Here is a 14,200-nt window from a genome sequence, read left to right as displayed (position 1 = left end):
ATGGGGGGTCCGACCCCCGATTTCGGTCCACCGCGGCCCGATATCCTCCCTTCGAGCCCCGAAATCGGTCCACCATGGCCAGATTTCGGGGCTCCAACCTCAGAAATCGAGCCTCGCCGGCCCGATTTCGGCCCAAAAAAGCCCGATTTCGCGGGTCGAACCGAGGAAATCGGGCTGAATTGAGGCGAAATCGGGGGCGGAGCGGCTATTTCGAATCTATTCAGCCAATACCTGAGCGGCCCTGCTCATTTGGCGTCCGCGCAGCCGAAGCGACTCGCCCGCTCCGTCTGTCATCCTCATCTGGCGTCCGCGCAGCGAAGGACCTTATCACGATGAAACGAACTGTTCTAACCTGATAAAGCCCTTCGCTGCGCGGACGCCAGATGAGGATGACACCAATTGGATTACTACCCCACGCGAGATGCTTCGCTGCGCGCTGCATGACGGGCTGGTTTAGCTACGCCCTGCACAACGGGCTGGGTTAGCTACGCGCTGCGCGACGAGCTGGGTTAAAAGCGGGTATTTTTGGGCAGGCCCTACGCCGAAGCCGGCGTTGGCGCCGGCTTGCGGCCGGCACCGGCGTTGCCGACGAAGCGCTGGCTGAGGTCGTCGTAGGCGGCCTGGGCGCCGGGCTGCTTGTTTTTTGCCAGGAACTTGATGTTGTTGTAGATGGTGAGCGAGTTGCCGTAGGCCTCGCCGCCGGCCGTCATCACCGTGGAGTCGGTGTCGAGGGCCAGCTGCTCGAACTGCTGGCGCAAGGGCGTGAGGGCGGCCACGGCCGCCGAGTCTTGTTTGAGCTCGGCCAGGTCCACGAAGCCGGGCACGAAGGCGGCGTTGGTGGTGGCGTACTCGGTGGTTTTGGTCACGAAGGCCACCGTTTTGTCGGCCATGCGCAGCATGGTTTTGCGCTCTTCCGGGGTGAGCGACACCAGGTAGGGCGATAGGGCCGCCTTGATGGCGTCGAGGTGGGTTTGCACGTCGGCTAAAACCGGGGCCGGAATGTCGGAATGGAACTGATTGGGCATGAGGGATAGAAAAAAGAAATACGGTTGGGTATGCGGCGCCACTCGGCGGGCGGAAGGTAGGAATTTTAGGCCGCCCGTGGCTTGTGTTGCGTATCTTCCCTGTCCTCACCCGCGCCCGCGCCATGCACCCCGACCACACGCCGCCCGACCCGACCGCCGCCACCATCGCGCACGAGGCCCTGCTGGAGCTGCGCACCCGCGCCGAAAAGCGGCGCCAGCTGGTGACGCAGGTAGCCGAGCCCCACTCGTTCGAAGAAACCAAACGCCTGGTGCAGGAGCTGCAAGTGCACCAGATTGAGCTGGAAATGCAGTACGAAGAGCTGCTGCTGGCCCAGACCGAGGCCCAGGCCGCCCGCGCCGAGTACGTGGACCTCTACGATTTTGCCCCGGTGGGCTATTTCACCCTCTCCGAAACGGGCGTCATCACGCAGCTCAACCTGCGGGCCGGCCAGCAGCTGGGCACCACGCGGCGGCGGCTGGTGGGCCGCCGCTTCGCCTTGTTTGTGGCGCCGGCAGCGCGCCTGGACTTCGGGCAGTTCCTGGCCCGGGTGCTGGCCACGGACACCACCCAGAGCCTGGAGCTGCTGCTGCAGCGCGAAGACCAGGCGCCGTTTCACGGCCTGCTGGAGGGCCTGCGCGTGGACGGACCCGGCCGGCCGGTGTGCCGGCTGGCCGTGCTGGACGTGACCAGCCGCCACCAGGCCACCGAGGCGCTGGCCGCCAGCGAGGCCCGCTTCCGCCGGCTGTTCGACGACAGCAACGACGCCGTGGTGCTGCTGCAAGGCCACCAGTACGTGGACTGCAACCAGGCGGCCCTGCGCCTGCTGGGCGCCACCGACAAGCGCCAGCTGGTGGGCCAGGCGGCGTGGGCCCACTCCCCCGAGCACCAGCCCGACGGCCGCCGCACCGTGGACCTGTTTCGCGAAAGCACGACCGAAGCCCTGCGCACCGGCTCGAAGCGCTGCGACGCCCTGATGCACAAGGCCACGGGCGAGCCCATGTGGGTGGAAGCCGTGCTCACGCCCATTGAGGTGGACGGCTGCCTGCCGCTGGTGCACATCCTGTGGCGCGACGTGACGGCCGCCCGCGCCGCCGAAGCCGAGCTGCGCCTCAGCCAGGAGCGTCTGCAGCTGGCCCTGGCCGCGTCGGCAAGCGGCGTGTGGATGTGGGACATGGCCGAAAATCTGCTGTACTGGGACGCCAGCGCCCAGGCCATTTTCGGGCGGGAATACGACCCCGAGCCGGTGCCGTTCGAGGTGCTGAAGCAAGCCCTGCACCCCGACGACCGGCCCGCCATGACCGAGGACCTGCGCCTGGCCGCCGCCGGCGAAGCAGCCCTTGACGTAGAGCACCGCATCACGCGCGCCGACGGCCAGGTGCGCTACGTGGCCGCCGTGGGCCGGCTGGTGCGCGACGAGCACCGCCGGCCCCAGCGCCTCATCGGCATCATGCGCGACGTGACGCCCCGCCGCGAGGCCGAAAACGCCCTGCGCCGCGAGAAAGATTTCACCGAGAGCCTGCTCAACAACACCGTGGACGGCATCATTGCCCTCGACGCGGACAGCCGCATCGTGACGTGGAACGCGGAAGCCGCCCGCTACTTCGGCCTGTCGGCCGCCGAGGTCATGGGGCGGCCGGCGTTTGAGGTGCTGCACTTCCTCGACGAGAAGTCGCGCGATGCCGTGCGCCAGGCCCAGGCCGGCGAGCCCGTGACCTGCCTGCGCCAGCCGTTCAACGTGCGCCCCGGCCACTACGACGCCTACTTGGTGCCCCTGAAAGACGGCGAAGCCCCGCCCACCGGCGTGCTGGCCATCATCCGCGACGTGACCGAGCGCGACCGGCTGGCCGAGGAAGCCACCCGCCTGCGCCTGCGCCGCCAGCAGGAAGTGCTGGCCGCCATCCTCACCACCCAGGAAAGCGAGCGCAAGCGCATTGCCGAGGCCCTGCACAACGGCCTGGGCCAGCTGCTCTACGCCACCAAGCTCAGCCTGGACGGCACCCGCCCGGCCCCGCGCGAGTCGCTCAAGCTGCTGGACGAGGCCATCCGCACGGCGCGCACCATCTCCTTCGAGCTCACGCCCGGCATTCTGGAAGACTTTGGCCTGCGCACGGCCCTCGAAGAGCTCATCAAGCGGGTGGCGCGGGTGCGCCTGCCGGTGCGCCTGCACGCGGCCGGCCTGGAAGAACGCCTGCCCCCGCGCGTGGAAATTGCGGTGTACCGCGTGGTGCAGGAGCTGCTCAACAACGTGATGAAGCACGCGCAGGCCACCGAAGTGGTGGTGCACGTGGTGCACGAAGACGGCCGCCTCGACGTGAGCGTGGAAGACAACGGGCGCGGCTTCGAGCCGGCCGCGCTGGCCGCTCAACCGCTCGCGGGCATCGGGCTGGCCGGCGTGCGCAACCGGGTGGCCCTGCTGGGCGGCGAGCTGTCGGTGCAGTCGCAGGTGGGCCGGGGCACCATCGTCAGCTTCGAGGTGAGCGTGTAGCAGCGCGGGAGAAACCACAGCGGACGCTGCCCGCGTCCGGCTTGCGTGCGCAAGAACGAGTACCCCGAAGTTTCACTTCGGCCCGACAGAACGTCACAAAACCGCTCGGGGCTGTCGTTCCCGCGGGCCGAAGTGAAACTCCGGGGTACTCGCTGGTGGCCGCCCAGGAAGTTTCGGCCCATCAAACGAATGGAGCGGCACTGCCCCGAACCGCTTCTGCGCAACCGCGGCACGGAACGCCGGGGGCGAAAACAATGTCCTGCTGTTCCGGGGGTTGTGTGCTGCCCCGACGAGTAATATCTTTGGCTACTGCGCGTTGCTCCGGCTGTTGTCACTTCTCCGCTTCTTGCCCGCTCCTACGATGACCAAACCTTTCCCCCTGTTGGCGCTGCTGGCCGGTGCGTTGTTGAGCGGCTGCGGCGAGGACGGCACCGACCCCGTGAAGCCCGACGAGCCCGTGGCAGCCGCGCCCACGCCCTACAACCTGACGCTGCCCAGCAATTTCCCGCAGCCCGAGGCGCAGCCCGCCGACAACCCCCTCACGGTGGAAGGCGTGGCCCTGGGCCGGCAGCTGTTCTACGAGCAGGCCCTGTCGGTGGACAACACGGTGTCGTGCGGCTCCTGCCACCGGCAGGAGCTGGCCTTCACCGACGGCCTGCCCCGCGCCCGGGGCGTGAACCAGGCGCTGTCGCCGCGCAGCGCCATGTCGCTGGCCAACCTGCTGTGGGAGCCCAAGCTGAATTGGGACGGCGCCGCGGCCAGCCTCGAAACCCAGGCCCGCATCCCCATCGAAAACCCCGTGGAAATGCACCAGTCGCTGGCCGCCGGCGTGGCCCGCCTGCGGCAAATGCCCGCCTACCCGCCGCTCTACCGCAAGGCCTTCGGCGAAAATGCCCTCACCGAAGCCAACACCCTGAAGGCCCTGGCCCAGTTCGAGCGCACCCTGATTTCGGGCAACTCGCGCTTCGACAAGTTTCAGCGGGGCGATAGAACTGCACTCAGTCCCGACGAGCTGCAGGGCCTGCGCTTGTTCATCACCCACCCCGACGGCCGCAACCGGGGCGGCAACTGCGGCGACTGCCACAGCGGCGACCTGCAAACCAACCACACCTTCAGCAACAACGGCCTCGACGTGGCGCCCGCCGACCGCGGCCTGGGCGCGATAACCAACCAGCCCACCGACAACGGCAAGTTCCGGGTGCCCTCGCTGCGCAACATCGCCCTCACGGCGCCCTACATGCACGACGGCCGCTTCCAGACCCTGGAGCAGGTGGTGGACCACTACAACGAGCACGTGGCCCTCAACAGCCCCACCATCGACCCGCTGCTGCTCAACACCACCAACGACCCGCGCCAGCAAAGCACCAAGCTGGAGCTCACCGCCACGGAGAAGGCCCAGATTGTGGCTTTCCTGCACACCCTCACCGACACGGACTTCACCAAGGACCCGCGCTTTTCGCGGCCCCAGCCGTAGCCAGCCGTGGCAGGAGGCGGTAAGTACCGGGCCTGGCACTTACCGCCGGGGAGGCCGCAATGGGTACCTTTGCGGGTGAATAAAACTCCGGCCGCCACGCAACCTGATGGCGCCTGCTCAGCCCCGCTTGCCTCCCTATGTTCCAGCGCCTTCGCCTCGCCCTCGTTCCCCTTTTGTGTTTGACTGCCTCGCTGCTCAGCAGCTGCGGCAATGACAAGTCCGCCACCGCCGCCGACAAACCTGCGGCCACGCCCACGGCCACGTCGGCCGAAAAGCCCGCCCCCGAAGCGCAGTACGTGTGCCCCATGGGCTGCGCCGGCAGCGAAAGCACCAAGCCCGGCAAGTGCCCCGTGTGCGGCATGGAGCTGGAAAAGAAAGCCTAGCCCGACCCCAGGCGGGAACCAAGGCCAGAATTTGGCAGGTTTAGGTCGCAATCCTGTGCGAGGCGCCTGCGCCCGCGCCGGTAATTTTGAGTTGTCCCAGAGGGTGTGCCGTTGGTGCGCCGCCCGGGCTTCACTCGTCTAAACCCTTGTTTGCCATGTCCACGCTTCGTTTCAAAACCACCATCAACTGCGCCAACTGCATTCGGTCCATCACGCCCGTGCTCAACCAGGAAGTCGGCGCCAACAACTGGCAGGTCGACACCGCCAACCCCGACAAGATTCTGACTGTTGAAGCCACTTCGGCCAACGTGCCGCAGTTAGTGAAAGCCGTGCAGGAAGCCGGCTTCTCCATTGAGCCAGTGGCCCAGTAAGCGCCGCCGACAAAACGCAAAAGGGCGGCCCCGCTACGGGGCCGCCCTTTTTTGTGCGGAGGTTAAAGAATCGTGCAGAAGTAAGCCAGGGAACCGGGCCCGGCAAAGCGAACGGTTGCTTTTGGCCCATTACTTAATTATTGCACCACCACCTTGCGGCTGGTGAGCTGGTCGCCCACCCGCAGCTTCACGAGGTAGGCGCCGGCGGGCAAGCTGCCCAGCGCAATTTCCTGGGTACCGGCCTGCTCGGCCTTGGCCAGGGAGCGCACGCGCTGGCCCAGGGCATTGTACACGTCCACCGAAACCGCCTGCCGGCCCGTGGGCACGGTGTACGCCACTTTGGCTGTGGCCGAAGCGGGGTTGGGGTACACCTGGAAGTCGAGGCCATTGGCCACGGCGTTGCGGCTGGCCAGCACGCCCGTGCCCAGCACGAAGCCCACCGACTGATTGCCGGCGATGGTGGTGAAGTTCGGGTCGGCGCCCAGGGCCGTGGTTTGGCCAGCAATCTGCGGAATTACGTCGGTGAAGAATACCCCGTCGCCGTTGGTGTATGCCGCAAATAAGTCAAGTCGACTGCCCGCTGTGAGCGGCGTAGTGCCACCGAGCACCGCCAACGGAATTTCAATTTCGAAACCAGCATTGTTGGTATTATCCGTCAGGGTGGCGGTGTTTAAATAAGCAAATCGGCTGCCCGTTAAAATGGCCGTCGTCGACGTAACGGCGGTGCCATTTTTATTGCCCGAGCCCACGTAATTGTCGGTGCCCGCAGTGGGAGCACCGGTTCCGGTCACGTAGGAGGCGTTACTGAAATAAACGTCAGTGGCACCTGGACCGACCGAAGCCCGTAATCCGTAGTCGGTTTGCAGGTCCAGAGTAGGGCGGTGTTTGAGCGGTGACTGGCCGTCGTTACCACCCAACTGTACCCCGGCTGGAGCGCCAGCCCGAGCGGGTGTATTCAGATACAAAACGAGGGCACGGTAATCACCGGAATTGGCCGCTTGAGCCGACCCTACCACCATAATGTTGAGTGTGGTAGCCGTGTACCCCACGTACACGGACCGCAGGCCGCGGTCACCGTCGAGGCGGGTGCCGGTGTAGCTGCCGGCTAGCTGGTATTTACCAAGGCCCGTGCCTATTTCGGCAGCATCGGCTTTGCCGTCGACGGTGAATTGGGCATTGGCCGAGAGCGAGGCCGCCGCTAAAGAGGCGACTGTTGCAAGAGTAAAGAACGGTTTCATGGGAATTTGGTGGTTATGGTGAGAAAATGAGAGCAGCGCGAATTTTTCCTGTAGAAATAAAACTACAAAAAGTCAATATTCCTACAGTTGTATCAACGGGCGCACCTCCGTTTGGTGCCCGTGGGTGATGCGCAGGAAGTAGGTGCCCGCAGCCAACCCGGCCGTGGTAAACGGCAGCGTTTGCGCACCGCGGCCCAAGCGCCTGGGCGGGCTCAACTGCCGGACCAGTTGCCCGGTAAGGCTGACCAGGGAGAGCTCCACGGTTTCGTCGCGGTCGAGCGTGAAGGCAACGGAACGAGGCCCAGCCGTCGGATTGGGGTATACCGTAGCCGCAAAGCCGGGTGTGCTTGGCCGGGTGGCCGTGGCCGTGGACGACACAAACTCCACGTCGTCCAGGCTGGCCGAGGCGCTGGCCGGGGAAGTGGAGCGCAGGCCGATTTCGCATTGCCCGTTCGTGACCGTGATGCCGGGCACTTGCACCGGTACCCAGTTGCCGGCACTAGCGGGCACATTGGCGGTCAGCTCCGGGCCCCCAAAGCCGGCGGCGTAGAGCTGGCAGGTGGTTTGGCCGCCGGTGCTTTGGGCCATGGCGCGCAGGGTATAGGTGCCGTTGGGCACGTTGGCGAGCAGCTGGTAGGTGCGCACCTGGTAGGCCGAGGCCCGCTGGTGGCCCAGCTGGTATAGGGTGCTCACCCCGTAGTTCTGGGTCAGGTCGGCATCGGCGTCGCCGGCCGTGGACCAGCCCAGCGGGGTCTGGGTGGGGCCGGTGTACTCGAAGCCGGGGTTGTAGACCAAGCCGCGGGCGGGCGGATTGTCCAAAAACGCGTTGATGGCGGTGGTGGGGCGGCCGTTGCTGCTCCACATGCCCAGGCCGTAGCCCATCCAGTTGTAGGCCTGGGGTTCCCACCACAGCACCCCGAGGCCCTTGCCGCCGGGCACGGCCCGGGTTTTGGCCATGAGGTCGAGCAGCATCTGTTCGGCGGGGATGGGGGTGTTGGCGGGCATGCCGGTTTCCACCACCATCACTTCCTTGCCGGGGTAGCGGGCCACCAGGTCGTTCATGTTGGCCTGGCACTGAGCCGTGAGGGTGGGCCAGTTGGTCGTGGTGGGGTAAAGCGACAGGCCAATGACGTCGTAGCGGGCCCCGTTGGCGCTGAGGCCATCAAAAATGTAGCGAAACAGATTATTGTTAAAGCCATTCGATATGTGCACGATGACCTTGCTGGTGGGGTTCACGGCTTTCACGGCGGCGTAGCCTTGGTCCACAAGCTGGGCGAAATTGCCGAAGCCACTGGCCGTGATGCGGCCTTCGGGCCAGAGCATGCCGTCGTTGGTTTCGTTGCCTACCTGCACCCACTCGGGAACGATGTTGTTGTCCTTCAGCGAATCCAGTACTTCGAAGGTGTGGTTGTACACGGCCGTTTTTAGCTGCGCCAGGGTGAAGCTCTGCCAGGCGACGGGCTTGTTTTGGCGGCCGGGGTCGGCAAACTCGTCGCTGTAGTGGAAGTCAATCATGAGCCGGTAGCCCAGGTTGCGGGCCCGGATGGCCTTGGCGACCACGTCGTTCTTGCCGTTCCAGCCGCCGGCCGGGTTCACCCACACCCGCAGCCGGATGGTGTTCATGTCGTAGCCGCGCAGCAATTGAAACAACTCTTTCTGCACCCCGGTCTGGTCGTAGAACAGGTAATTGGCCTGTTCCATCTGCGTGACCCAGCTGATGTCGGCGCCCTTGGCAAACGGCGCGGGGGTTTGGGCAGCGGCCGGATGGGCCAAACTGGCCAGCCAGCTCAGGGCCAGCAGCAAGAGGAAGGGTTTCTTCATAGGATTGAGCAAAGCGTGTTAGGCGCTACCACCGCATCAGGCCGTTATTAACAATATTAAAGGATTACGGATTTAAAGCGCAATCGATTCCACTTGCGCACATAACATTCCGGTATCGGACGCGCAACCGCACTTATTAGCGAACAGGTATTTTCAGCGTCGCTGCGGACATACTAGCAGCCGTGGCCGTGACTTGCACCGAGCCCTTTTCGGCGCCGGTTTTGAGCAAAGCCGTGGCAATGCCAGCCTCGGCTTTCACGGACGTGTCGCCCACCACTTCGCCGCCCGTGGCTGCGAAGCGAATGGCCGCGGTGGCGTCGGGCAGCACCGTGCCGTTGGCGTCTACCACGGCGGCGTACACAAACAGCACGTCGTGGGCGCTAGCGTCGCGGCCGCTGCGGTCGTAGGTCAGCTGCAGGTGGTGGGCCGCGCCGGGCGTGCGCCGCTGGGTGGTGGCGGCGGGCTTGCCGGCGCGGTAGGCCACGGCCTTGAGAGAGCCCGGTGCAAAAGCGGGCACCGTGAACGTGAACGGCGCGTGCGCCACGCGGTCGGAGAAGGCATTTTTGTCGGGTTTCTGGCGGGCCATGGCTTTGCCGTTGAGCTGTAGTTCCACTTCGTCGCAGTTGCTGTACACCACCACTTGCTTACTGGACGAGGGTTGCCAGTAGTTGGCGATGTACACCATGGGTTTGCCGAAGCCGTTGCGGTCGGGCACGGGGCCGTTCTGGCTTTGGTAGAAGTAGGTGGCGAACTTCGGCAGCCGAAAAATGTCGGCAATGCCCGACGACTCAATGTCGGGCGCGTAGCCGCGCTTGTAGTCAAACATCAGCCAGTTGGCGTCGCCCACGGCCGGCCCGCGGAAGTTGTCGTTGTGGGCTTCCTGAAAGTTGAGGGCCTGCTGCAGCAGCGCCCGCTCGCCCTGCCCGCGCAACTGGCGCGAGGTGCGCTCCGATTCCTTCAAGCCGGAGAAGGCCGTTTGGTTGAAGCCGGCGTTGTGGGCGTAGTATTCCCAGTCGCCGTACTCGCACAGAAACAGCGGCTTGTCCTTGGCGTATTTGTTGAAATAGTCGGGCGCCTTCAGGTGCTGGCGGGCCGGAATGAACACGTCATAGGCGTAGTCGAGCCAGCCGCAGGTGTACACGTTGTCGGCGAAGGGCAGCTCCTCGTGCACGGCCTTGTGGGCGGCGTCCATGAAGGGCTTGGGCATGTCGGTCTCGTTCAGGGCTGCTTCCCACAGCACAATGCTGGGGTGGTTGCGGTCGCGCCGCACCATATCGCGGATGTCCTGCATGCTGTTTTTGGCGAACTCCTCGTTGCCAAAAAACTGCCAGCCCGGCGCCGAGTCCATCACCAGCAGCCCCAGCTCGTCGCAGGCCTGCAGGAACGCGGGCGAGGGCGGGTAGTGCGAGCAGCGCACGAAGTTGAAGCCCGCTTCCTTTATTTTCCAGGCGTCGCGGTACTGGGCGTTGTCCGAAATGGCGTAGCCGAGGTAGGGGTACTCCTGGTGGCGGTTGGTGCCGCGCAGCCGCAGTGGCTGGCCGTTGAGCAGGAAGGTTTTGGCCGCGAACTTAATGCTGCGCACGCCGGTGGTGATTTCCTGACGGTCGACCACTTTGCCGCCGCGCAGCACCTCCACCGCCACGCGATACAGATAGGGCTGGTCCGGCGACCACAGCTGCGGCTGGCTGATGGTAAGCTGCTGCTTGACGCGGCTATACACGCCGGGCGCAATGTTGCTGGCTTCGCTGGTGGCGCGGCCCACTTCCTGGCCTTTCTCGTTGAGCAGAATGGTGCGCACCTGCGCAAACTGGGCCTGGGTGGCGTCGTTTTGCAGCTCGGTTTGCACGTGCAGCGTGGCCGACTGCGGGTTGATGTTTTCGTAGTGCAGCAGCACGCCGCCCCCAGCAACGCGGCCGGCCTGCACAGCATCGGAAATGTGCAGCTGGTCGGTGAGGATGACTTGGGCCGGGCGGTAGAGGCCGCCGTAGAAGTTGAAGTCGAGGCCCTTGAGCGGCTTGCCGGGCGGCACCGCGGGGTTGTCGCGGTTGTCGAGGCGCACCAGCAGGCAGTTTTCCTGCCCGTACTTCACTTGTTTGGAAATGTCCACCGTGAAGGGCAGGTAGCCGCCCACATGACGCTGCAGCTTCTGGCCGTTCAGGTACACGTCGGCGGTGTGCATGGCGGCACCAAATTCCACCGCAACGCGCGGCCCCGGCCCCGACGACGGCACCCGGAAAAACTTGCGGTAGAAGCTGATGCCCTGCCACTGCTGCTGGTCCGTCACCACGGGTTCAAGCCGCGGCGTGTGCGGCAGCGAAACCGCAGCCCACGTCCCGGTGGCCTTGGTGAATAGGCTGGCCGTGACAGTGGTGTCCACGTCCTTCACAAACTGCCAGTTTTGGTTGAAGTTGACAACGTCAGCTGGTGCCTTTTGGGCCGTGGCCTGAAGGGCTGTGAGCAGGAGGCCGGTGAAAAGGAGGGCTTTGGACATTCTGGGTAGGATAGTGACTAGGCGCAAGGAGTAGGGCAAAGCGTGTGGGTGAGAAGGGTGTTGTCGTGTATGCGGGGATGGCACTGTCATGCTGAGCGCAGTCGAAGCATCTCTACTGCGATACTAAATCTGATTAGTGGAGCAGTAGAGATGCTTCGACTGCGCTCAGCATGACGTTTAGAATTAGGAAGATGCGGGGTTTGAGAAACAAGTATCAGCAAGCGGCTAGCGCAGCAACACCGACTCGATGTCTACGCTGAGCGGGCCGTTGGTGGGAGTGGCAGCGTCCCACACCACTTGCAGCACTTCGGCGTCGGCGAGCTTGAGGCTGGGGGTAGTGGCGGGCTTGAATAGCAAGGGCAGAAAACCAGGGTAGGGGCGGGGCACCAGCAGCAGGGCTTCGGGCTGGAAGGCGCTCAGCGGGATGCGCACGTCTTGCATTTCGGCAGTTAGGGCAAGCGGGGCAGCGTAGGCAACCGCGTCCTTGGTGGCAAGCGTCACTTTGAGGGCCGCACCGGGTTGGGCGGCGCGGGCCCGCACCACTACTTCGGTGAAACCGGCCAAGTCCGAAGCACGGCTGGCCAGGCGGTCGCCGAAGTAGGCGCGCAGGCTGCTGGCCGGGCCGGTGGCGGCGGGCTGGCCCTCGCGGGGCGGGCCTTGCACCAGCCGCAGCGCCAGCGCGCCGGTCCCGGTGGTCACGTAGTCCGACCACGAGTTTTGAGATACGCCACGCGCCTCAATTTGCTCTTGGTCGCGGCTGGCCTGGAACAGCGGCAGCGGCGTGCCAGCAGCCACGATGGGCACCGCGTAGTGCTCAGCGTGGGCATAGTCCCAGTCGCGCGGCTGCCCCGCGAAGCCGCCCGGAAATGTGGTGGCCTGCGTGCCTTTGCGCAGCACAATCCAGTAGCGCAGCTCGCCGGGGTACAGCAAGTCGGCGGGTACAGTGGCTTCCACGGTGGCGTAGCGGGCAGTGCTCATGGGCAGCGTGCGGGTGCGGCCGTAGTAGTGCTGCGCCACCAGAAACACGCTGTCGCCGGGCGCGACGCCGGTGAGGGTGGCGCTGACACGTAGCGGCTGGCCTGCGGTGGTTTGCACGGCGGGCGTGTGGCGCACTTGCGGGCCCAGCTGGCTGGGGGCCGGCGCTACAAACTCGCCCAGCTTGATGTGGTTGTAGGTTGTTTGGGCCGTGAAAGCGGTGGTGGACTTGCCGGCTGCGGCCAGCAGGTACACGCCAGGCCGCACGGTGGCGCGGCCGTCGGCGGCAGTGGCCTGCGCGGTGTTGCCTTCGTTCAGTCCTTTCAACGAAAAGGTCCTGCCCAAATCCGGCAACGACACTTGCAGCGGCTGCTCGTTCCACAAAATCTGCGTCACGGGCTTGCTGAGCGAGGCTTTCTCAAATGGGTCGCGGATGGCCACGGCGTCGGGCAGCACTTCCAGGCGCCACACGCCGGGGGCGAGGCGGTCGAGGAAGTAGGCGCCGGTGCCCCCGTAGGTCACCACTTTCGACGAGCCCACGCCCGCTACGTGGCGCAGCTTGCCCGCCTGCTTGGGCGTGGTGCTGGTGTTGGCAGTGTAGTAGAATTCATCCGCTGTATTCATCTCACTCAACTGCTGGCGGTAGCTCACGCGGAAAGCCCCAAACACTGAATCCTGCGGGTAGCGCGGAAACTGCTGCCCGCGCTTCACGGTCCGAAAAACCTTGCCCGCAATGAGCGTGCTGATGGCTTTGGCCGGCGTGTAAGCCAGGTTCAGGTAGTGGGTTTGGTACTCGGTGTTGACGTGGGCAATGGGCAGGGGGTCGTAGGCAAACTGAGTGGCCCACTGGAAGCCGGCTTCGCGGAAGCTGCGCGCCATAAAGGGGTACATCACCGGCTGGATAATGTCGGCCGACTCGAACTCGTACACCATCTTGGCGCGGCTGGTGAAGCGCTTGTCGGTGCGGTAGGGGATGGGATACTGGTCGACGTAGGGCAGGAAGTTGCCGCGCAGCGAGTGGTTGCCCACCAGGCCCTGCGGGTACCACTGGTAGGTGAGGCCGTCAACCTTCGCATTCAGAATGGCCTCGTACACGTCGGGGTTTTCCGACACGTTGTAGAACACCGGCTTGCGGCAGCCCGTGGCCCGGATGGCCGCCACCATGCGGTTAGCGAAGCTGGTGATGGGCGGCTCGGGCTTGTTGTAGCGGGGCTCGTTGCACACCTCGAAGGCAATGATGTCGGGGTCTTCGCGGTTGAGGAGCTTGGTGTAGGCGTTGCGGTGGTTGAGAAACTGCGTGAGGTAACGCTCCTGGGCGGCAATGGCGCGCGGGTTGGTGTAGGCCTGGGTTTTCGAGAAAATGCTGGAAAAGCCCGTGCCGGTGTCCTTTTCGGGGTAGCCGTTGTTCCAGTAGGCAATGGGCGTGAGGATGATTTTGATGCTGCGCTGCTTGAGCTGGTTCACCAGGTAGTCGAGCAGGCGCAGGTGCTCATTGTCCTGCAGGTTGCCGGTGGTGTCGGTGATTTCCACGTCCCACACGTGCACCCGGAAGGCGTCGACGCCCATGCGCGAGAGGTGGTACACGTCCTGGGCAATGGCCTGCTCGTGCGGCACGCCCATCTTTTGCACGGCGCGGTAGGAGTAGGCAAACGGCGTGGTGTAGTTCACCCCAAACAAAGCCACTTCCTGCTTGCCCTTCTGCCAGCGCAGCACGCCTTGCTTGTCCACGAACACGTCGCCGCTCGGCAGTTTGGCATCGGCCTGCGCCGCGGCCGGAAGCGGCACAATCGAATGAGAAAATAAGGTGGCTATAAGCAGGAAAGCGAAGCGAAAGCGCATGCGAGAAACGAAGGGAGCCCACTGGACAAGCCGCGCCGTGTGCAACGGCGCGCACCCGGCTGAATTGAGCTGGAATGATAAGTCAGGCGGGTTCTCA

At 64.8% G+C, this 14,200-nt stretch carries 9 protein-coding genes; 4 read left to right on the top strand and 5 right to left on the bottom strand.

The genetic code is table 11. The features are described 5' to 3' along the window. Positions 1-536: 536 nt before the first annotated feature. Positions 537-1,025: a hypothetical protein gene (locus tag VF629_RS06835; protein ID WP_331057713.1), complete on the bottom strand. Its 489-nt coding sequence runs from the start codon at positions 1,023-1,025 to the stop codon at positions 537-539. A gap of 83 nt (positions 1,026-1,108) precedes the next feature. On the opposite strand from VF629_RS06835, the gene VF629_RS06830 reads away from it, so the two are divergent. The 4 genes from VF629_RS06830 (at position 1,109) to VF629_RS06815 (ending at position 5,739) form a co-directional block, all read left to right on the top strand. Then, entirely contained in the window at positions 1,109-3,511 is a 2,403-nt protein-coding gene (locus VF629_RS06830; protein ID WP_331057712.1) for a PAS domain S-box protein, read from the top strand. Between the two features lie 361 nt (positions 3,512-3,872). Next, a complete protein-coding gene (locus VF629_RS06825) occupies positions 3,873-4,985 on the top strand; it encodes a cytochrome-c peroxidase (protein ID WP_331057711.1) in 1,113 nt (370 codons plus the stop codon). Between the two features lie 137 nt (positions 4,986-5,122). Further along, positions 5,123-5,368, top strand: a complete 246-nt coding sequence (locus VF629_RS06820; RefSeq protein WP_331057710.1) for a heavy metal-binding domain-containing protein — start codon at positions 5,123-5,125, stop codon at positions 5,366-5,368. Positions 5,369-5,523: 155 nt separating this feature from the next. Continuing rightward, on the top strand, positions 5,524-5,739 hold the full coding sequence (locus VF629_RS06815) for a hypothetical protein (RefSeq protein WP_331057709.1): 216 nt from the start codon (positions 5,524-5,526) through the stop codon (positions 5,737-5,739). Positions 5,740-5,876: 137 nt separating this feature from the next. Here VF629_RS06815 and VF629_RS06810 read toward each other — a convergent pair whose 3' ends face one another. The 4 genes from VF629_RS06810 to VF629_RS06795 all read right to left on the bottom strand — a co-directional run bounded on the left by VF629_RS06810 (position 5,877) and on the right by VF629_RS06795 (position 14,103). Continuing rightward, complete coding sequence (locus tag VF629_RS06810) at positions 5,877-6,977, bottom strand: T9SS type A sorting domain-containing protein (protein WP_331057708.1); 1,101 nt, start codon at positions 6,975-6,977, stop codon at positions 5,877-5,879. A gap of 81 nt (positions 6,978-7,058) precedes the next feature. Continuing rightward, positions 7,059-8,798, bottom strand: a complete 1,740-nt coding sequence (locus VF629_RS06805; protein ID WP_331057707.1) for a glycosyl hydrolase 53 family protein — start codon at positions 8,796-8,798, stop codon at positions 7,059-7,061. A 136-nt stretch (positions 8,799-8,934) separates the two neighbouring features. Then, entirely contained in the window at positions 8,935-11,289 is a 2,355-nt protein-coding gene (locus VF629_RS06800; protein ID WP_331057706.1) for a glycoside hydrolase family 2 protein, read from the bottom strand. 225 nt (positions 11,290-11,514) lie between these two features. After that, a complete protein-coding gene (locus tag VF629_RS06795; RefSeq protein WP_331057705.1) occupies positions 11,515-14,103 on the bottom strand; it encodes a cellulase family glycosylhydrolase in 2,589 nt (862 codons plus the stop codon). Positions 14,104-14,200: the final 97 nt, after the last annotated feature.

It is taken from the genome of Hymenobacter sp. (genome assembly GCF_036388155.1).
Lineage (GTDB): Bacteria > Bacteroidota > Bacteroidia > Cytophagales > Hymenobacteraceae > Hymenobacter.
The sequence above is the reverse complement of the archived record's forward strand: the minus strand, read 5'-3'. Positions and strand labels throughout refer to the sequence as shown.

Bases quoted from the DNA above. Each gene is read 5' to 3' on its own strand.
- VF629_RS06835 (WP_331057713.1), bottom strand. From the start codon at position 1,025: ATGCCCAATCAGTTCCATTCCGACATTCCGGCCCCGGTTTTAGCCGAC.
- VF629_RS06825 (WP_331057711.1), top strand. From the start codon at position 3,873: ATGACCAAACCTTTCCCCCTGTTGGCGCTGCTGGCCGGTGCGTTGTTG.
- VF629_RS06820 (WP_331057710.1), top strand. From the start codon at position 5,123: ATGTTCCAGCGCCTTCGCCTCGCCCTCGTTCCCCTTTTGTGTTTGACT.
- VF629_RS06815 (WP_331057709.1), top strand. From the start codon at position 5,524: ATGTCCACGCTTCGTTTCAAAACCACCATCAACTGCGCCAACTGCATT.
- VF629_RS06810 (WP_331057708.1), bottom strand. From the start codon at position 6,977: ATGAAACCGTTCTTTACTCTTGCAACAGTCGCCTCTTTAGCGGCGGCC.
- VF629_RS06805 (WP_331057707.1), bottom strand. From the start codon at position 8,798: ATGAAGAAACCCTTCCTCTTGCTGCTGGCCCTGAGCTGGCTGGCCAGT.
- VF629_RS06800 (WP_331057706.1), bottom strand. From the start codon at position 11,289: ATGTCCAAAGCCCTCCTTTTCACCGGCCTCCTGCTCACAGCCCTTCAG.
- VF629_RS06795 (WP_331057705.1), bottom strand. From the start codon at position 14,103: ATGCGCTTTCGCTTCGCTTTCCTGCTTATAGCCACCTTATTTTCTCAT.